General features: G+C 49.9%; 18 protein-coding genes. 10 read left to right on the top strand and 8 right to left on the bottom strand.

What is annotated here, in order from left to right:
• Positions 1-448: 448 nt before the first annotated feature.
• Both ABY802_RS11540 and ABY802_RS11535 read right to left on the bottom strand, forming a co-directional pair.
• Positions 449-1,237, bottom strand: a complete 789-nt coding sequence (locus ABY802_RS11540; RefSeq protein ID WP_372627232.1) for a formylglycine-generating enzyme family protein — start codon at positions 1,235-1,237, stop codon at positions 449-451.
• 43 nt (positions 1,238-1,280) lie between these two features.
• Complete coding sequence (locus ABY802_RS11535; protein WP_372627230.1) at positions 1,281-2,267, bottom strand: hypothetical protein; 987 nt, start codon at positions 2,265-2,267, stop codon at positions 1,281-1,283.
• Positions 2,268-2,506: 239 nt separating this feature from the next.
• Between ABY802_RS11535 and ABY802_RS11530 the strand changes: the two genes are divergently transcribed.
• Positions 2,507-3,601 (top strand): WD40/YVTN/BNR-like repeat-containing protein, encoded by a 1,095-nt coding sequence (locus tag ABY802_RS11530; RefSeq protein ID WP_372627229.1) that lies wholly within the window; start codon positions 2,507-2,509, stop codon positions 3,599-3,601.
• 5 nt (positions 3,602-3,606) lie between these two features.
• On the opposite strand, the gene galE is transcribed toward ABY802_RS11530, so the two are convergent.
• Together galE and ABY802_RS11520 are read right to left on the bottom strand one after the other, a co-directional pair.
• On the bottom strand, positions 3,607-4,626 hold the full coding sequence (galE, locus tag ABY802_RS11525) for a UDP-glucose 4-epimerase GalE (RefSeq protein ID WP_372627227.1): 1,020 nt from the start codon (positions 4,624-4,626) through the stop codon (positions 3,607-3,609).
• Between the two features lie 65 nt (positions 4,627-4,691).
• Positions 4,692-4,991 carry a YciI family protein gene (locus ABY802_RS11520; protein WP_372627225.1) on the bottom strand — a complete coding sequence of 100 codons (300 nt, stop codon included), beginning with the start codon at positions 4,989-4,991 and terminating at the stop codon, positions 4,692-4,694.
• Between the two features lie 206 nt (positions 4,992-5,197).
• Here ABY802_RS11520 and ABY802_RS11515 point away from each other — a divergent pair, with 206 nt between their 5' ends.
• A complete protein-coding gene (locus tag ABY802_RS11515; RefSeq protein WP_372627223.1) occupies positions 5,198-6,637 on the top strand; it encodes a sodium-dependent transporter in 1,440 nt (479 codons plus the stop codon).
• A gap of 74 nt (positions 6,638-6,711) precedes the next feature.
• On the opposite strand, the gene ABY802_RS11510 is transcribed toward ABY802_RS11515, so the two are convergent.
• The 3 genes from ABY802_RS11510 to ABY802_RS11500 form a co-directional block, all read right to left on the bottom strand.
• Positions 6,712-7,035 (bottom strand): DUF6170 family protein, encoded by a 324-nt coding sequence (locus ABY802_RS11510; RefSeq protein ID WP_372627221.1) that lies wholly within the window; start codon positions 7,033-7,035, stop codon positions 6,712-6,714.
• A 94-nt stretch (positions 7,036-7,129) separates the two neighbouring features.
• The gene (locus tag ABY802_RS11505; RefSeq protein ID WP_372627219.1) at positions 7,130-9,049 is read right to left on the bottom strand and encodes a propionyl-CoA synthetase; all 1,920 of its coding nucleotides are present in this window, start codon (positions 9,047-9,049) and stop codon (positions 7,130-7,132) included.
• Positions 9,050-9,116: 67 nt separating this feature from the next.
• The gene (locus ABY802_RS11500) at positions 9,117-10,652 is read right to left on the bottom strand and encodes a GNAT family N-acetyltransferase (protein WP_372627217.1); all 1,536 of its coding nucleotides are present in this window, start codon (positions 10,650-10,652) and stop codon (positions 9,117-9,119) included.
• 147 nt (positions 10,653-10,799) lie between these two features.
• Here ABY802_RS11500 and ABY802_RS11495 point away from each other — a divergent pair, with 147 nt between their 5' ends.
• From ABY802_RS11495 to ABY802_RS11460, 8 genes are read left to right on the top strand one after another with little or no spacing between them, the layout of a single operon-like run.
• A complete protein-coding gene (locus ABY802_RS11495; RefSeq protein WP_372627215.1) occupies positions 10,800-11,303 on the top strand; it encodes a Na+/H+ antiporter subunit E in 504 nt (167 codons plus the stop codon).
• Positions 11,300-11,575, top strand: coding sequence for a monovalent cation/H+ antiporter complex subunit F (locus tag ABY802_RS11490; RefSeq protein WP_372627213.1), 276 nt, complete (start codon positions 11,300-11,302; stop codon positions 11,573-11,575). Before ABY802_RS11495 ends, ABY802_RS11490 begins: the two co-directional genes overlap by 4 nt.
• A 23-nt stretch (positions 11,576-11,598) precedes the next feature.
• Positions 11,599-11,883, top strand: coding sequence for a cation:proton antiporter (locus ABY802_RS11485; RefSeq protein ID WP_372627234.1), 285 nt, complete (start codon positions 11,599-11,601; stop codon positions 11,881-11,883).
• On the top strand, positions 11,880-12,839 hold the full coding sequence (locus ABY802_RS11480; protein ID WP_372627211.1) for a Na(+)/H(+) antiporter subunit B: 960 nt from the start codon (positions 11,880-11,882) through the stop codon (positions 12,837-12,839). The genes ABY802_RS11485 and ABY802_RS11480 overlap by 4 nt, the downstream gene beginning before the upstream one ends.
• A complete protein-coding gene (locus ABY802_RS11475) occupies positions 12,832-13,158 on the top strand; it encodes an NADH-quinone oxidoreductase subunit K (protein ID WP_372627209.1) in 327 nt (108 codons plus the stop codon). The genes ABY802_RS11480 and ABY802_RS11475 overlap by 8 nt, the downstream gene beginning before the upstream one ends.
• Entirely contained in the window at positions 13,155-14,573 is a 1,419-nt protein-coding gene (locus tag ABY802_RS11470; protein ID WP_372627207.1) for a complex I subunit 5 family protein, read from the top strand. The genes ABY802_RS11475 and ABY802_RS11470 overlap by 4 nt, the downstream gene beginning before the upstream one ends.
• Positions 14,570-16,078 (top strand): complex I subunit 5 family protein, encoded by a 1,509-nt coding sequence (locus ABY802_RS11465; RefSeq protein WP_372627205.1) that lies wholly within the window; start codon positions 14,570-14,572, stop codon positions 16,076-16,078. Before ABY802_RS11470 ends, ABY802_RS11465 begins: the two co-directional genes overlap by 4 nt.
• Positions 16,071-17,606: a proton-conducting transporter membrane subunit gene (locus ABY802_RS11460; RefSeq protein WP_372627203.1), complete on the top strand. Its 1,536-nt coding sequence runs from the start codon at positions 16,071-16,073 to the stop codon at positions 17,604-17,606. Before ABY802_RS11465 ends, ABY802_RS11460 begins: the two co-directional genes overlap by 8 nt.
• A 114-nt stretch (positions 17,607-17,720) precedes the next feature.
• Here ABY802_RS11460 and ABY802_RS11455 read toward each other — a convergent pair.
• The coding region (locus tag ABY802_RS11455; RefSeq protein WP_372627201.1) for a GGDEF domain-containing protein at positions 17,721-18,736 on the bottom strand (1,016 nt) is incomplete at its 5' end.

Here is an 18,736-nt window from a genome sequence, read left to right as displayed (position 1 = left end):
CGCGCGCCAGCGAGTAAAGGCAAATCACCCCAGCGCCAGCCTACCAACAAAAAACCAACCAGGCAGGGCCAAAGCTAATCATTGACCATCGCTTAACTTGACAACAAGGCGCCCTGGCGCCTTTTTTGTTTGAAAGACATTTACCAGCGTGTTTACGAATCGGTGCAAATCTCTCTGGATGAGTAAAAAACAGTAAAAAATGTCAGGACCGCGCCGGTCAACGCAATTAATGGACCTGAGATAATGCCACCAAACTGAAAATAGCCCATTACTGAGCCGGTTAATAACATTAGTAATCCGAGATTTTTGATTACAGCAGCTTTGGTACTTTCTTGACTCCATTCATTGCAGTTAACGCACTGCAGCATAAAAGTGCCATTAACTTTGTTAAATGTAGCTGCAAGTTTCAAGTTTATTTTATGTCCACACTTAGGGCACTTGTACATTTTCACTGATTTAATTCCCTGACCAGCCTAAACCCTAAAGATGAATATTTACTGTCGATAGAAACGCCAGCTCGAGCAGACAAGCGCGTATTATGAGCTCGGCTTAAATAACTGCCCCCTTTTGTAATTCGCCATTCACAATCACCAGTTTTTACTGCAGTGCTGTCGGTTGAACGAATTTTCTCATCATCACAATCCAGTACCCACTCTGCCACGTTAGAGGATACGTCATATAAACCATAAGGGTTGGCTTGATAACGGCTAGACATCCAGGGTTGCGCTGCTTCCGTACCCTTGATGCAGTTACCAATATCGCGATCGCAATGTTCTTTGCTTTGAATATACTCATCGCCCCACCAGAAAGTGGTTTTTGTGCCCGCTCTGGCGGCATATTCCCATTCTGTTTCCGACGGCAGCCGATACTGTTGACCTGTTTGCTCAGTTAACCACTCAGCGTAAGCACTTGCGTCAAGCCAGCTAACATTAATCGCTGGCATGTCTCCGCGACCCCAGCCTTCATCATCGGGTAAGGCTCTGTTGGTCGCAAAGGCGAACTTATCGTATTGTGCAAACGTGATTTCAGAGCGGGTAATCGCAAAAGATTTTAAAATTTCTATGGTGCGTTGCGGGCCAAAATCGGCATAGGATGATCTAAAGTCTTCACCTACTACTCCTTTCCCTGCTGGGATAACACTTAACTCGGGCCCCGCGCTGTCATCGCTAAGTTGATCTGTAATGAACTCAGCATTAAAGCTGGGGCTTTTACTGCAAGATATTACGAAAATTGACAAAATTAGCGTACTAGAAGCTTTCTTCACTAATAACATATTTTTTTTACTCATTGACGCTGTAACCAATCACAAAACTGCGATTATCGTCAGCGGTACCAACTAAGTTGGTACCGCTTGCATAGCTAGTTACACTAGCACCAATTAGCTCAATAAACTTAGTGCCAAGTAAAGCTTGCACTTGCTTTTGCGAATAGACTTTAGTTGCTTTAGTACCATCATCCAATAACCTACCATGTAACATTACTGCTTTAAGTGCTTTCTTCGATTTACTTAGCTCTACGTATTCTAATTTGAGTATTTCTTCTGCTAAGCGTTTGCGGTCCGCTCTGGAAAGACTTTTATACATTTTTAGTATACCGGCCTTACCTATGCCTTTTTTGCGTAGTGCAGCAACCAAAACTGCTTGGTTGCCAAGCGTTTTGGTTACATCCGCCATTTGCACAACATCTGTTGCAATAATTAGTGCGTTAAACAGAGGCGATTCATCCAACTGATCATTGTAGTGAGCGTTACCGGACAGTGCGTTGTACGAGCGGCCGATGCCAGTACTGCATTGAAATGTTGCAGCGGCAGTCGCTGTTAACGTTAGCGGCATTGCTGCCCAGCTAGCACCTACAGTTACAGTGCCACCCCCAGCTTCCACAACTAGTAAGAGCCAACCTATGGCTGCGCCTGTACAACTAATGCCTGCGGCGGTTAACTCGGAGCCAACAGTTGATTTGGTTATTTGAAGTGCTTTGTTTACCGATTGATATTTAGGAAGTTTAATTTCGCGAATATAAACTGTTTTACCATCGGCCCTGCAACTGTTTCGCAGTATTTTCGCAAAGAATATCGACTCTCTTTCAAAACTGGTAACCGAGTAGCCGGGCATAGGGGAGTTATAGCCGATAAACGTTACACCAGCACCTGTAAATTCTGGGTGATTATCCAGTGCAGCGTATATTTTGTCTAATCTGGTCGATGGGAAAAGTTGCTTCGTTTTCTGTTCCGCATAGTTCCCGTGGGTGAGTTGTGCTGTAAGTGCCATACCAATTCCATTTGTCATAATTTTAGTTATTTTAGTATCATTATGAAATATGTAAATTAATTTTTTGTTAAAAATTGAGGTTTTACACTCTTTCGAGTTGCACTGAGCAATCGATGATATGAGATGTTAAATTTTATTTGGGTAAAATAACCGTTAACTTTTAATTACAAAACAGGACGGAAGATTGGGTTACAGTTAGTTGATGGGTGACTTGCGGGTAGCAATACGGGGAGTAGGGAATGACTTTCGGACGGTTTGTTTTCGGGTGTGGCCTGACTGCCTGTGTAGTGTTGATGTCGGCCTGTGGCGGCAGCAATTCGCCGGTGCAGCAGCCTGCGCCACCGCCTGTGTCGCCCGCGCCGCCGGTGATATTAACCTTTCAGGGGTTAGACGGTTATACCATCAACGAACTGTATCAACACAGTGGGGTGCTGTTGGCAGCCAGTGATAATGGCGTGCATCGGCAGACCAGCAGCGGCAGCTGGACTGCTGCAGGCCTCGACGGCTACGATGTGATGGCAATGAGTTTGCTTACTGAGCAGCATTGGCTGGCGTCGACCGTTAAAACCAATCAGGACGATTATCCGGCATATTTACTGTTTGAAAGCTTTAATGGCGGCAGTGACTGGCATCAGGTTGATTACCAGTTTGGCCAGGCTGGCGAAAATGAAGCAATATTCGCCATGCTGTTTGATGAGGCTGCGCAACGGGTTTATGCCACCGGGATTGATGTACTGGCCAGCTCCAGCGATATGGGGCAAACCTGGAAGGCAGAACATGGTGACTTTGGTGGCTTTGGCCAACCCAAAACGGCATTAACGCAATCGGCTGATGGCCAGACTATTTGGTATGGCGGCCAGGGAGCGATTGAAAATGGTGTTTTTTATCAGTATGACGTTGCCAGCAACGATGCAGTGCTGCACACCGATTTATTTCCTAACCCCAGCTCGATAAAGGCCATTCGCTATGCACCTGACGATCCGCAAACCGTGTATGTCAGTGCCGAGGGCGGCATTATCCGCACTACAGATCATGGCCAGAGCTGGCAAGCGGTGCTGGATAATGTGAATTTTCGATTCTATTTTGATTTGATAATCGACCCTGATGCGCCAGAGCGGATTTACACGGCTGGCTGGGCCAAAAACTTTACCGAGCCACAGCCGCTTATTATCGAGTGGACAGAAGACGCAGGACAAACCTGGCAGCAATATCGGTATCCGCAGGCTGATTTCTTTGGAGGGGTGCGCAGTATGATTTTGGTGGAAGAAAATCAGCAGCAGGCTATCTATTTTGGCTTATTTAAAGGCGGCATAATGCGAATGCCGCTCCTCTGATCCCCTTAATTGCCGGCATAGCCATTTGGGTTTTGGCTTTGCCAGCGCCAGCTGTCGCGTACCATATCATCCAGGGTTTTCTCAGCCTGCCAGCCAAGCAGCTTTAACGCTTTGTCTGGCAGTGCATAGCAACTGGCGATATCCCCAGGCCGGCGGGGCGCAATCTGGTAGGCTACTTTAACCTGGTTAACCCTGCTAAAAGCATTGACCATATCTAACACGCTATAGCCGGTGCCGGTGCCAAGATTTATCGCTTCAATACCTTGGTGGTTTACCAGATATTGCAGTGCTTTCAAATGCCCCTCAGCCAAGTCAACGACGTGAATGTAATCACGCACGCCGGTGCCGTCAACAGTAGGATAGTCGTTACCGAAAATACTGAGTTTATCGCGTTTCCCGACTGCCACCTGTGAGATAAATGGCATTAAGTTATTGGGAATACCGTTTGGATCTTCACCTATCTGGCCGCTGATGTCGGCGCCAACCGGGTTAAAATAACGTAGTAAAGTTATACCCCAGTCTGGTTCGGCTTTTACTAAATCTTCTAAGATTAGCTCGATCATCAATTTGCTCTGGCCATAAGGGTTGGTGGCCGAGCGTGGCGCGGTTTCAGCAATAGGCACTGTTTTCGCATCGCCGTAAACGGTAGCAGAGGAGCTGAATACCAACTTTTTAACGTTGAATTCTCGCATCACCCGGCATAGTGTTACCGTACCTGCCACATTATTATCGTAATAATGTAGCGGCATTTCAGTTGATTCGCCCACCGCTTTTAAACCGGCAAAGTGCACCACGGCGCTTACCGGATATTGCCGGAATACCTCACTTAGCGCCGTTTCGTCACGAATGTCGCCGCTAAGGGTAATGATGTTGCCAGCAGCCAGTTGCTCCACCCTTTGCAGGGCGGTGGTAGAGCTGTTGCTGTAATTATCAAAACTGATAACCTGATAGCCAGCCCGCAGCAGGGCCAGCGCAGTGTGGCTGCCAATGTAGCCGGCACCGCCGGTAAGTAGAATGTGGGTCATGGCCATCCTTGCTCAATTGCTGAGATATAAATGATGAAGTTAATTTGCCTGGGGCAAACCTTTTTTCACGGTAAGACTTTCTTGAAAGGTTTTACCGTCGACTTTACATAAACGCCTGCGGTTAAATAGGGATCGTTGTTGGCCCAGTGCTGTGCCTGTTCAAGTGAGCTGAACTCTGCCACCACCAGCGAACCGGTGAAGCCGGCGCCACCAGGCTCATTGCTATCTATCGCCGGCAATGGCCCGGCTATTAACAGACGGCCTTGCTCGTTAAGATCATGCAGCCTTGCTACATGGGCTGGCCGTGTTGCCAGCCGGTTTTCCAGACTATTCGCCGCATCTTCAGAGTAAATCATATAGAACATGGTAAAACTCCAGGGTTGTATTCGGCGAAAGATAACAGATCTGCTGGTTAAAACCAATTGACGGCAGCGGTTAGTTGTTGCGCTTTAAGTATTGTTTACAGGTCGGGCTAGGATTTGCTGCAGCCTGCTGTTAGCATGCTGTGCGAACAAAATAAAAATAGTAAAACAACAATTCTAATAAAAAGAGTCAGGGAGTCCGCAATCCAATGAAACGTGAACAATTCAGCTCCAGCCTGGGGTTTATTCTGGCGGCCGCAGGTTCTGCCGTCGGTATCGGCAACCTGGTCGCTTTTCCGGTAATGGCGAGTAAAAACGGCGGTGCCGCTTTTTTAATTATCTACGCCTTTTTTGTATTCTTCATCTGTTTACCGGTAATGCTGGCCGAAATGAGCCTGGGCCGCCATACCCGGCAAAATCCGTTAGGTGCTTATACTGAAATTGGCCAGAACCGGGCCTGGCGCACCGTTGGCTGGTTATCAGTAATTACGCCCTTTATGATTGGGGTGTTTTACCTGGTGATTACCGTTTGGATAGCGGGTTATCTGGGTAAGGCAATAATGGGGCAGCTTGATCAGTTGGCTGATCCGTCCGGTTTTGGTGCTTTTATTACCAGCAACGAATTGTTCTTTTATATGGTATTAGTTGTTGGCCTGACCTTTTTAATTCTGCAGGGCGGGGTTAAAAAGGGCATAGAAAAAGCCACCACAGTGTTAATGCCATTGCTGTTTGTCATGCTGATAGCCCTGGTTATTTATGTGTTGACCCTGGAAAACGCCATGCTGGGCGTTAAATTTTTCTTAATACCTGATTTTACTAAGATCACCGGTCAGGTGTTAAATGGCGCGTTGGCGCAGGCATTTTTCTCGTTGTCACTGGCGATGGGTATTTTAATTACTTACGGCTCATATATTCAGAAAAATAATAATATCGTCTCTGCCGGTAAAATGGTGGCGGCATTATCGTTACTGGTGGCCTGCTGCTCAGGCCTGCTAATATTGCCAGCGGCGTTTTCGTTCAACCCGGAGATTGAAATTAGCGAGCTGTCGGAATCGAGCATTGGCATGATTTTTATGTTTCTGCCGAAAATCTTTTTAGCACTGCAAGCCGATATTGGTTATTTCGGTGCGTCTTTTATTGCCTCGTTTTTCTTCCTGCTGGTGTTTTTTGCGGCCATGACCTCCCTGGTATCGATTATTGAAGTACCGGTTGCCAGTATTATGGACGGTAAGGGCTTAAGCCGGCGTAAAGCACTTTATTCATTGGGTGCTGCCATGGTGGTATTGGCGGTGGTTAGTGCCTTGTCGTTTGGCCGTGTTGACTGGCTAAGCAACATCTTAAGTTATGGTGGTAATACTAAATCGTTTTTCGATCTGATTTACGACATGTTCTATGAAACGATTCTGCCGCTAAACGGCTTACTGCTGTGTTTGTTTGTGATTTATCGCTGGAAAAAACAAAACCTGGATGCAGAAATGAGTCAGGGTAATGCCAGCTTTGCCGGCTCGCTGTTACAAAAGTACGTTAACTTTTCGCTGGGTACTTTTATTCCGGTGATCCTGGCGATTATTTTCGTCAATACCGTATCGACCATTTATTTTGGCCATAATATGCTAAGCATATTCTTTGAGCAGATTGGTTTTAATTAAGCTAAACCTGATTGCGTTAGATAAAAAGGAACCCGCTGCTGGCGGGTTCTTTTTTATCAGAATGATATCGACGCTTAGTTTCCAACTTGCGGGGTATTTTCCTGCGCAAATAATTGACGGCGGACAGTGCTAAACCGGCTTTGACATAAGGCAAAGGTAATGGGGCGGGTAATAAGCAGGTATAGCGGTGCTATCAGCAGGGCATAGCCTAGCATGGCCCAGCCATCGGCTCTGGCAACCAGGATAAACAGGAAGAAAATAATCACCAGCTTCAGGGTGTTCAGCGCGACTTTAGTCGGCGCGGGTAGCTTGTCGGCTGTAGCGCGAATCACTTCCATCCGCTGGCCGAAGTTAAGGCCCTGCAATTCCGGAATGTTATTGCTGTTAAAATACAACATGGTTTGTCCTTCTGGCAAAAAACGGCCGCGCTAGCGGCAGGCCATCATTATAACCATTATTACAGGCAAAACCCATTTTGCGATCAGCTGTTTTTCAGCTACCGCTTTGTGGAACAGGGTGAGCAGTTATTAAACCACGCGCTGTCATACAACTGGCAATTTCGGTCAGACTTGCCGGATCGTCAATGGTCGATGGCACCACATAGGCTTCGCCATCGGCGATTTGGCGCAGGAGCTTACGCAAAATTTTACCGGAGCGGGTTTTGGGTAAGCGCGGTACGATTAATGCCTGCTTAAAACAGGCTACCGCCCCAATTTGTTCACGTACCAGTTGCACCAGCTCGCTTTGCAGCTGCTGCTCACTAATGTCGACCCCGTTTTTAAGCAAAATAAACCCCACCGGCTGTTGGCCTTTTAACGGGTCGGCCAGACCAATAACACAGCATTCGGCAACGGCCGGATGGCTGGCAACAATTTCTTCCATTTCACCGGTCGATAAGCGGTGGCCAGCGACATTAATCACATCATCAGTGCGGCCCATGACAAATAAATAGCCGTCATCATCCAGATAGCCGCCATCGCCACTGGCATAATAGCCGGGAAACTGCCGCAGATAACCGGCAGTAAAGCGCTCTGGGTTTTGCCAGATGGTGGTTAAGCAACCTGGGGGTAACGGCAGTTTGATGGCAATATTACCCTGCTGATTGGCGGGTACGGGCTGGCCGGCATGATCAAGAATTGCCACCTGGTAGCCCGGCACCGGCACCGTCGCTGAGCCGGGTTTAGCAGGGAGCAACTCGATGCCGGCTAAATTGGCACAGATAGCCCAGCCCGTTTCGGTTTGCCACCAATGATCAATTACTGGCTTGCCACTGTGCGCTACGGTCCAGTCATAGGTTGGAGGATCAAGCCGCTCACCAGCCATATAAATGCGCTCAAGCGCGCTCAAATCGTAGTGCTGAAGGCGTGTCGCGTCCGGGTCTTCTTTACGAATCGCCCGAAACGCGGTAGGGGCCGCGAACAGCGCTTTTACTCTGTATTCGGCGCAAACCCGCCAGAACGCACCGGCATCGGGGGTATACACGGGTTTTCCTTCATACAGCACACTGGTACACCCGGCGAGCAACGGCCCGTAAACAATGTAGGAATGTCCTACTACCCAGCCAACATCCGATGCCGCCCAAAATACGTCGCCGGGTTTCATGCCGTAAACAGCCTGCATGCTGTAATGCAACGCAACCGCATGGCCGCCGTTATCACGGACGACTCCTTTGGGTTTGCCGGTGGTACCAGAGGTATAAAGAATGTACAGCGGATCAGTGCTTTTTACCGGCACACAGGCTGCGGGTTCAGCGCCTTGCAGGAGTTGTTGCCAGTCAAAATCCCGGCCTTTCTGCAACGGGGCTGCAAGCTCAGGCCGTTGCCAGATTATACAACTGTCGGGCTGATGTGTGGCCAGCTGCAGGGCGTTATCCAGCAGCGGTTTGTAGGCGATTACCCGGTTAACCTCAATGCCGCAGGAGGCAGAGACAATAACCTTTGGGCTGGCGTCATCTATCCGAACGGCCAGCTCATGAGCCGCGAACCCGCCAAATACCACTGAGTGCACTGCACCCAGGCGCGCAACCGCCAGCATAGCGATAACGGCCTGCGGGATCATTGGCATATAAATCACCACTCGATCGCCTTTAGCGACGCCTTTGGCCTTTAATACGCCGGCAAATAAGGCTACCTGGCTGGTGAGCTGCTGATAGCTAAACTGTTGCTTAGTGTTGGTTACCGGTGAGTCATAAATCAGGGCAATCTGCTCACCACGACCTTGCTCAACATGATAATCAAGTGCCAGATAGGCCGTATTTAGTTCGCCATCGGCAAACCATTGGTACTGATCACCTTTAATATGCAAAATTTGGCCGGGCGCCCGATACCAGGCCAACCGGTTAGCTTTCTCGGCCCAGAATTGTTGCGGTTGCTGGCTGGCTGCCTGATATTCGGTTTGATAGGTCATGCGCATAGTCCTTGTGGCTGCGGTTTTTAAGTACATTACAGAAAAACCGCAGCGTTGCCACTTAGACTTATGGCTAGTCGGGCAGCAGATTAAGCCAGTTTACTTGATATAGATCATGCCGGCGGTCTTTCAGGTTGGTCACCGAGCCTTCGTTACGAATTTGCTTTAAGCGGTCTAAATCTAAGTCCGAGAACATCATCATCTCGGTATTAGGGGTAGTTTCAGTCATCACCGCATCGTGCGGGAACGCGAAATCTGACGGTGAAAACACCGCTGATTGAGCGTATTGCACATCGAGATTATCGACCTGGGGCAGGTTACCGCAGCTACCGCAAATGACCACATAACACTCATTCTCAATGGCTCTGGCCATGGCACAATGTTTTACCCTCAAAAAGCCGTTTTTGGTATCAGTCCAGAACGGTACAAATAACACGTCCATATCTTGTTGCGCTAACAACCTGCTAAGTTCTGGAAACTCGACGTCGTAGCAAATTAAAATACCCACGCGGCCAGCATCGGTTTCAAATACCTGCAGCTTGTTGCCGCCTTCAATAACCCAGTCTCGTCGTTCGTGCGGCGTAATATGAATTTTACTCTGACAATCAATGGTGCCGTCGCGCCGGCATAAAAAACTGACATTAAATAAGCTGTCACCGTCCATCACCGGCATCGAGCCGGTAATAATATTGATGTTGTAGCTTACCGCCATATCAGACATCGCCGCTTTAAACTGCTCGGTAAAGCCGGCTAAAAAACGAATTGCCTCAGTCTGGTTCGATTTGTCGGGGCAAAGGCCCATCAATGCGGCGTTAAAAAACTCCGGAAACAGCGCGAAATCACTCTGATAATCAGCCAGGGCATCGACAAAATACTCAACCTGCTGCAATACCTGCTCCACGGAGGTGACTTCACGCATCTGCCACTGCACCGCACCAATCCGGATCTGGCTTTTGCGGCTATTGAGGCTGTCGTGCACTGGTTCGTAGAAAATATTATTCCACTCCAATAACGTGGCATAGCCCTGAGAGCGTTCATCTTCTGGCAGATATTTTTTCAGCAGTCGTTTTAACTGAAAGTCATTTGATAGCTGAAAGCTTAATATCGGGTCATAAATTTCCCGGCACTTTACGGCTTCCAGATACTCGGCAGCCGACATCTCGTCGCTATGTTGCTGATAATTAGGAATACGGCCACCCGCTAAAATGGCGCGCAGGTTTAGCTGGCGGGAAAGCTCTTTGCGGGCATCATACAGCCGTCGCCCCAGCCGGTAACCCCGGTAATCCGGATGGATCATCAAATCGAGGCCATACAGCGCATCACCGGTTTTGTCATGCAAAATGGTTTCGCGTTTTCCAATTAAATCATCATAGGTATGGGGGTTACTGAAGCGATCATAGTTAACCTGTACCGTTAATGCCAAACCAATAATATCATCATGATCAATCAGGCAAATCTGGCCTTCAGCAAAGTCTTTTATCAACTTGTCGATAGTGTGTTTTGGCCAGGCACCACCAATATCGTGATACACCCGGTCCATCAGTTGCTGAACCTGAGGATAGTCTTCGGGCGTTAAGTGGCGGATCTTTAAGTGCAGATCGTCGCGCATAATTAAGGCTCCTGTTGCTTGGAATCGAACGTGAGGTAGTAAAACCATATCACCAAATCAGCAGCGGGTAAAAGTCGGGCTGATTTGAGTTTTTATATTTTCTTCAATAGTATAAATGGCGTTGCTGGCTAAATGGAGCTTCAGGCTATGTTATTCCGACAATTGGCTGCGATGTCAATATTCAGCCTTCTGGCCGCGCTGTGCTGGGGGGCGTTAACTGATAATCAGGGATGGTGGTTTTTCCTGCCATTATGCGCTCTGCTATTAATCTGGCGACATTACACCAGGCTATCTTTGCCAGGAGTGCGGCTGGCGGCACTACCGGGTTTTGTGCTGTTTTTTGTCAGACAAGTGGTGCTGGGCGCGATTGATGTTGGCTGGCGGGCACTTGGCCCCACATCAAAATGCTCACCCGACTGGTGCTGTTACCCGCTGCGCTTATCGGCCCCGGCCAGCCAGCGCTTGTTAGCCAGTTTAATCAGCGTATTACCCGGCACTTGCAGTGCCCAGATTGAAGCACATCCGCAGCGTAACCAATTGCTGCTACATGTGCTCGACCAGCATGCCGACTGGCAAACCGGCGTTGCTGCACTGGAATTACAGCTTTCTAGGCTGTTAACGGCGGAAACCTCAGTTGGGGGCTGCGTATGACACTCTTTGCCGGAGCACTACTGCTAACAATGTTGCTGGGCTTGTGGCGGGTGATACAAGGGCCGGCATTATTGGACCGCTTACTGGCCGTGCAATTATTTGGTACTACCGGCGTGGCTTTATGCCTGGTTCTGGCTCTGGTGCTGGAGCAGCCAGCGCTGCGTGACGTGGCATTGGTACTGGCAATACTGGCGGCTGCCGCGCCGGCTGCACTGGTGCAACGCCTGAAAAACACTGCTGCCAAACTGGCAGATACTTCAGAGGACGTATGATGAGCAGCGCCGATGAGCTAAGTCTGTTAAGTACCATTATCAGTAGCCTGCTGCTGGGGATCGGTTTATTGTTTTTTGTTGCTGGCAGCGTCGGCATGCTGCGTTTTCCTGATAGTTTCAGCCGGCTGCATGCGGTGACGAAAGCGGATTCACTAGGCCTTGGGGCAGTTATCGCGGGGTTAATGTTTTACAGTAGCTGGTGGCAAAATCTGTTAATGCTGGCGATATGGCTATTGGTGCTGGCGTCTGGCGCGGTGTCCTGCCAGTTGCTGGCTCGCTTTTGTAAAGCAAAGCAGGATCAGGCATGAGTTTGTTGCTATTTGATACCTTACTTTGCGGTTTATTAGTAGCGTTAGCGCTGGCCAGTGTGTTGAGCAGGCAGTTAAGCCATGCGGTTATTTTATATATTGCTTTTGGCTTATTAATGGCTCTGGTCTGGGCCAGGCTTGCGGCACCTGATTTGGCACTGGCGGAAGCCGCCATTGGCGCGGGTTTAACCGGTGCCTTATGTTTTACCGCACTGGCGCGCCAAGGCCAGCTGACACTTAGCCCCCGACTAAGCTGGCAGCAACGCGGCTGGCCTGCTTTATTCGTATTGCTAACACTTAGTGGTTTGCTGCTGGCGTTGCTGCAAATTCCGGCCCGTCCCGGGCCATTGCCCGCTTTGGTGTCACAGGAGCTTGCCGACAGTGGGATTAGCCACCCGGTAACGGCGGTACTACTTAATTTTCGTTCGTGGGACACTTTGCTGGAGTTGCTGGTTTTACTACTGGCCTTGCTGGGAACCTTGCAGCTTGCGCCAGCGCCAGCGCAACAACATAGCTGGGCATTGAGCCGCAGTTGGAGTCAGCTATTAGCGCCGCTGATTATTTTGCTGGCGGGCTATGTATTGTGGGCCGGCGCTAGCCAGCCAGGCGGCGCTTTTCAGGCCGGTGCGCTACTGGCAGCAGGTGCAGTAGTATTAAAATTAAACAAGCAGCTTAGCTGGTTAGTCTGGCGCAATATCTGGGTCAGGTTTTTTGCTGTTGCCGGGCTGGGGGTTTTTGTTATCGTGGCTTTGACAGCCTGGTTGCTGCAGGGGGTGACGGCTGAGCCGATCTGGCTGCGCTGGCCGCCTGAGCATGCCAAATACATTATTTTACTGATAGAGATTTTTGCCACGTTGGCCATTGCTATCACTTTGACCTTACTGGTAGTTGCTGAACAGCCTGAGACACCGCTCAGCCTTGCAAGAGCAGAGACAGCAGGGGGCAGGGGTGACTGAACTTAGTGAATCGCTTCTGCTGTTTTTGATTACTGCTGCCAGCCTGGTGGCGGTGGGAGTTTATGGTTTTATCATCGGCCCCGAACCGCTGCGCCGGATCCTGGCTTTAAATATCATTAGTGCCGGTATCTTTATGTTAATGGTGGTATTGGCTTATCGCGGATACGATAGTGCGCAAGCCACTGCTGATCCGGTACTGCAGGCGCTGGTGCTCACTGGCTTGGTGGTGGCGCTAAGCGCTACTGCTTTTGCGCTGACACTGCTTGCCAGGCTGGAACCGTCGTCTGAGAACTCAGCACCAGAGGGGCCAGAGCAATGATAATCTTGTTACTGGTGTTGCCGCTGTTGAGCGCTTTACTGATGTTGCTCTGGCCCAGGATCGCACCGCTGCTGGCATTGCTTTCGGCGGCCGCCTCCAGCATGCTGGCGCTGCAGCTGTTACTTCAGGTTGCTGAGCAGGGCAGTCGCTACATGCTGTTGGCTGGTTGGCCCTCGCCCCTGGCAATTGCCTGGCAAGCCGACACCTTAAGCTGCCTGCTGATTTTACTCACTACCGTATTACAGCTTTTAGTCGGCTTTTATGCTTTTGCCACCCGCAGCCGGGATAAGTTAGGCCAGGGTTTCTGGCCGCTTAGTAGCTTATTGCAAGTAAGTTTAACCGCATTGTGGTTATCACGAGATTTATTTAACCTTTACGTGTGTCTCGAATTACTGGGGCTGGTCGCGGTGGCGCTGGTTAGTTTATCCGGTCGTAGCGCAGTGAAGCCCGCGCTGAACTATTTGCTACTATCACTATTTGGTTCACTCTGCTATTTGCTGGGGGTGGTGCTGCTTTACGGCATGTACGGCGTGCTGGATATTGCTGGGTTAGCCCGTTCTTGGCAGACTGACTGGTTGAGCAGCAGCGCCTTGTCGTTAATGAGCCTGGGATTAATGCTTAAAGCGGCCCTCTGGCCACTTCATGCCTGGTTGCCGTCAGCTCATGCGGCGGCCCCTGCACCGGTAAGTGCGTTATTATCGGCGTTAGTAGTGAAAGGACCGTTGTTTATTCTCAGTTTGCTTTGGTTGCAGCTGGCCAGTGTGGCGCAGGCTCAGGCTGCTGCCCTGCTGTTTGCCGTCGCCGGATTGGCCGCGTTGCTGTTTGGCGGCTGGTCGGCACTGCGCACGCCTTTTTCAAAAAATCTGGTGGCTTATTCTACCGTGGCACAATTGGGCTATGTGACGCTGGCTTTAGGGTTGATGTTAAAGTTTGACCAACCGCTGATTTTTGCGGCGTTATGGCTGTTTGTGCTGGCTCATGCGCTGGCCAAAGCCGCCTGTTTCCTGGCCGTCGGCGAAATGAGTGCCACCTTGGGTGGTAAAAGACTCACCACGTTAAAGGGGGCCAGTCAGACCATGCCATTAGCAATGTTTGCTTTTGCGGTGGCGGGCGGCAGCTTAATCGGCTTGCCGCCAAGTGGCGGCTTTGTGGCCAAGTGGGCATTGCTGCAAGGCTTGTGGTTGCAAGGTGAGTTGCTGCTCTGGCCCTTAGCATTGGTGTTTGCCACCTTGTTGTCCGCTGCCTACGTATTTCGGGTAGTAGCGCTGGCGTTTGACCGGGCTGATCCGGTGGCACCTGATTTTGCGCCGCAGGTGTTGCCGCAGTGGCTGGCATTACTGCCGGCTTTAGCGGTATGGGCAATGGCATTATTTAGTGAAACCTTACTGCAGTTACTTCGGTTGGAAGCGCTATGAGTTCATTCTGGCTTAACTACTTACCTGTAGCCATTATTTTAAGCTCGCTGCTGCCAGGCTTAATTATTTTCACCTTAAAAGAGCAGCAGGTAAAACTGCGGATAAGCCTGAATTTGCTTGGCGTAACCGTAAAGCTAATCCTGGTGTTGATAATGTGGCAAGCAGTAAAGGCCGGTAATATTTTTTACTTTAGCCTGCCTTTTCTGCCAGGTGCCGATTTAGTGCTGCAAGGTGATGCCTTATCACTGCTGTTTGTCGTGTTGTCCTCAGTGTTATGGCTGGCAACCACCATTTATGCCATTGGTTACCTGGAAAACTCGCCGCTGCGGTCGCGGTTTTTTGGCTATTTCAGTTTATGTGTCAGTGCCACCGTGGGTCTGGCATTGTCAGGCAATCTCGTCAGCTTCTTATTGTTTTACGAGCTGCTTACCCTGGCAACCTTCCCGCTGGTGGTGCACCGTGGTACACCAGAATCGTTAGCTGCCGGGCGGCGCTATCTGGCTTATACCTTAACCGGTGGTTTATTACTGCTGACGGGGATTGCTCTACTGCATTCCGTAGTGCAAAGCCCACAGTTTATCCCCGGTGGTTACGTCAGTGCTGTGGTGGCTGAGCATGCAGGGCTGTTAACCGTGGCATTTGCGCTGATGATTGTTGGGCTGGGCGTTAAAGCCGCGTTATTGCCACTGCATGGCTGGCTACCACAAGCTATGGTAGCCCCGGCACCGGTCAGTGCATTATTGCATGCGGTTGCCGTAGTAAAGGCCGGTGCATTTGGCATTATCAGGCTGGTTTATGATGTGTTTGGGGTGGACAGCATGCAGCAGCTGCAGCTGGCACAACCACTGATGTTATTGGCGGCAGCCACTATATTATTTGGCTCCTGGCGCGCCTTGGCGCAGCAGGACATTAAACGACGCCTTGCCTATTCGACAATTAGTCAGGTGTCGTATATTACCGTTGGTGTGGCGATGCTGGGTCCGCTTGCTGCAGTAGGCGGGCTGGTGCATCTGGTACACCAGGGGGTAATGAAAATCACCTTATTTTTTTGTGCCGGCAATTATGCTGAAACCCTTGGCGTGCATAAGATCCGTGAACTTAATGGCGCGGGCAGGCGGATGCCATTGACCTCGGCTGCTTTTACGTTGGCGGCACTGGGAATGATTGGTATTCCGCCCACTGCCGGTTTTATCAGTAAATGGTATCTGGGGCTTGGCGCGGTAGCTACTGACAATAACCTGATATTAATGGTATTTGTGCTATCTGGCTTATTAAATGCCGGCTACTTTCTGCCGATCGTGTATCGCTTATGGTTTTTACCTCAACGAGGCAGCTGGCCTGAAGATCAGCGTTTATCAGCCACTCTGGAAACGCACTGGATGCTGTTGCTGCCCTTGCTGTTTACCGCACTGTTAATCATTTTGATGGGGCTATTTGCCAGCACCGGGGTAAGCCCGCTCAGCTGGGCGCAGCTGATTGTCGAACGGGAGTTCAGCTATGATTGATTTATCAAGCTGGCTCTGGCCTGGCGCTGGACTGGGTCTGTTAACAGAGTTACAGCAGGTGTGGTGGTACTTTACGTTAAGTTTATGGTGCGTTGCCGGAGTTTTCAGCCTGTCTTTTATGGCTCAATCGGCCCATAAGGGCCGCTACTGGTTGTTTTTCAGCTTAAGTTTTGCCGGTAATATGTTGCTGATTGGCGCGCTTGATGCGCTCAGTTTTTATATCGGCTTTAGTATTATGAGCTTATCGGCTTATGGTCTGGTGGTGGATAGCGGTAGCAAGGCGGCGCGCCGAGCAGGACGTCTGTATTTGCAGCTGGCGATACTAGGTGAACTGCTGCTGTTTGCCGCCTTGATACTGCGGGCCAGTGCGGCCGGTGGCCAATACGATTGGCAGAGTTGGCAGCAGGTACCTTTGGATCATCTGACGATTTTACTGACGATCCTGGGGTTAGGACTTAAAGCCGGCTTCTGGCCACTCCATATCTGGTTGCCGCAAGCGCACCCGGCGGCGCCAGCGCCAGCAAGTGCTGTACTGTCAGGGGCAATGATCAAAGCCGGTGTTCTGGGGCTGATCGTATTTTTGCCTGCGGGTGATCCTCAGCTGCAACTCTGGGTGCCGTATATTATTATTCTTGGGTTTTTCTCTGCCGGCTTTGGGGTGCTTGCCAGTCTGTTTTATCGCCAGCCCAAGGTGATTTTGGCCTATTCTTCCGTTAGCCAGGTTGGTTATATTATGGTGTTAGTAGCACTGGCCTGGACTGCTGATGCTGCGGCAGTATTGCCCGTGCTGATGGCTTACGCTGCGCATCATGCGTTTGCCAAGGGAGCATTATTTTTATATGCCGGTATTAATGCTAAACAGCGTTTACCCGATTACTGGCAACTGTTGTACTGGAGCCCGGCACTGGCCTTAATGGCGGTACCGTTAAGCGGTGGTGCGGCAATTAAAACCGGCATGAAGGAGCTGTTGGCCAGCGATGCGCTGCCGCTTTGGTTAAGTGGTGATGTTATGACCAGTTTGTTATCGGTAGGCGCTATATTAACTGCGTTGTTGTTTTTGCATCTTGCGTTGGCGTTGCAACGCCAGCAGCAGGAGTATCAGTATACAGCAGGCCCAAATGCGGCATTGTACTGGCAGGGAGCCTGTCTTGTTTTATTGTTACTGATCCTGATCTGGTTGCCCTGGCACTGGCAGCCAATGTTGCAGTTAAGCCAATACACATTGGCCTGGCCGAAAATCTGGGGCCTAAGCTGGCCTCTGCTGGCGGCAGTAGGGATATTTCTGCTGGTAAGGTGGCGACAATGGTCTCTGCCAGCACGGTATTATAATCGCAACAGCCCGGTTCTTGGCTGGTCGCTGCGGTTAAAGCGGCTTTATCAGCCGCAAAGGCAGTGGCAGGCTCCCGAGTTTAAGTTTAACTGGCGAGACATTGAACGCACCTGCAACCGGTTATCGCCTGGCTCTGTGGTGGGCTCCAGTGCATTATTGCTGCTGGTATTGCTGGTGCTGATTGCGTTACTGCGCTAACGTTAAACTACACTGCGACTTCATGCTACTCCGTCACTGTATTGCACTTAACTAAATGCAATAGCACATGGCCGTGCGCACTTTGTTATTGCGGTGCATAAATCGTTGCGGTGATTAGGGCAGCGCCGGGCCATTAATGGTGATGTAATCTACCATGTTTTGCTGAATGGCACCTTGCAAATCATTGGTCAGCGCCTGGCGGGCCGCGTCATAATCGCAGCGTAACCCAGTAATGGCATACACCTGGTTACGGCCATGTACTTTACTTAAATACAGCGCCATATCAGCAATTTGCAAGGCTCGCTCCCAGTTCAGATCAGTTTCATCAACCCCGGCAAAGGGCAGGTGAATAAAGCCGCCACTGGCACTGACCGGGATAAGCTTACCGTCACACAACACCGGTTCGGCGGCAATCACATTGAGTATTCGCTGACAAAAGCCGGTAACCTGTTCTGGTGCAATATGTTCCAGATATAATAAAAATTCTTCACCGCCCCAGCGGATCACCAAATCTTCATCGCGGCACACTTTGGTTAAACGGGCACTGAGCTCTGTTAATACTTCATCGCCGGCAGCATGACCGTAGTTATCATTAATTTTTTTAAAGTAATCAATATCTAACAATAAAAAACCGTTGGCATTTGGCCCTGAATCAGTTTGACGCCGACCGTATTTCTCCCGGCGCTGCATCTGCTCCTGTAAGGCCCGCCGATTAAATAAACCCGTTAAAGGGTCCCGTAGCGACTGAAATTCAAGTTGTTTATTGGCCTCTCGTAATTTTCGGTTCGACTGACGTACTTTGCGATAGAGCTGATATAGCATGACCGCGGCAAAGACAATGACTAAGCTAAATAACGCAGTGAGTTGTTGCTGTAATTTCTGGTTGTCTAACAGCTGGGCTTTTAAGTTATTTTCCTGCTCTAAAATGGTAATCAGCTGACTCTTGGCTTTGGTATCGTAGCGGTTTTGCAGCTCATTAATGCTTTCTTCCCGTTCACTGGTCAGAATTTCTTCGCGAAGTTGTAATTGCTGCTGTAATGTTTGTGCCTGTAACTGATACTTTCCGGCTACTGCATAGGCTTTTGCCAGCCAGGGCAGGGTCGACTCAAACTGGGCTTTGGTATCATTTT

It is taken from the genome of Arsukibacterium sp., assembly GCF_041616895.1.
GTDB lineage: Bacteria > Pseudomonadota > Gammaproteobacteria > Enterobacterales > Alteromonadaceae > Alishewanella.
This window is presented reverse-complemented; position numbering and strand designations above follow the sequence as displayed.

Bases quoted from the DNA above. Each gene is read 5' to 3' on its own strand.
- ABY802_RS11535 (WP_372627230.1), bottom strand. From the start codon at position 2,267: ATGGCACTTACAGCACAACTCACCCACGGGAACTATGCGGAACAGAAA.
- ABY802_RS11530 (WP_372627229.1), top strand. From the start codon at position 2,507: ATGACTTTCGGACGGTTTGTTTTCGGGTGTGGCCTGACTGCCTGTGTA.
- galE (WP_372627227.1), bottom strand. From the start codon at position 4,626: ATGACCCACATTCTACTTACCGGCGGTGCCGGCTACATTGGCAGCCAC.
- ABY802_RS11520 (WP_372627225.1), bottom strand. From the start codon at position 4,991: ATGTTCTATATGATTTACTCTGAAGATGCGGCGAATAGTCTGGAAAAC.
- ABY802_RS11515 (WP_372627223.1), top strand. From the start codon at position 5,198: ATGAAACGTGAACAATTCAGCTCCAGCCTGGGGTTTATTCTGGCGGCC.
- ABY802_RS11510 (WP_372627221.1), bottom strand. From the start codon at position 7,035: ATGTTGTATTTTAACAGCAATAACATTCCGGAATTGCAGGGCCTTAAC.
- ABY802_RS11505 (WP_372627219.1), bottom strand. From the start codon at position 9,049: ATGCGCATGACCTATCAAACCGAATATCAGGCAGCCAGCCAGCAACCG.
- ABY802_RS11500 (WP_372627217.1), bottom strand. From the start codon at position 10,652: ATGCGCGACGATCTGCACTTAAAGATCCGCCACTTAACGCCCGAAGAC.
- ABY802_RS11495 (WP_372627215.1), top strand. From the start codon at position 10,800: ATGTTATTCCGACAATTGGCTGCGATGTCAATATTCAGCCTTCTGGCC.
- ABY802_RS11490 (WP_372627213.1), top strand. From the start codon at position 11,300: ATGACACTCTTTGCCGGAGCACTACTGCTAACAATGTTGCTGGGCTTG.
- ABY802_RS11480 (WP_372627211.1), top strand. From the start codon at position 11,880: ATGAGTTTGTTGCTATTTGATACCTTACTTTGCGGTTTATTAGTAGCG.
- ABY802_RS11470 (WP_372627207.1), top strand. From the start codon at position 13,155: ATGATAATCTTGTTACTGGTGTTGCCGCTGTTGAGCGCTTTACTGATG.
- ABY802_RS11465 (WP_372627205.1), top strand. From the start codon at position 14,570: ATGAGTTCATTCTGGCTTAACTACTTACCTGTAGCCATTATTTTAAGC.
- ABY802_RS11460 (WP_372627203.1), top strand. From the start codon at position 16,071: ATGATTGATTTATCAAGCTGGCTCTGGCCTGGCGCTGGACTGGGTCTG.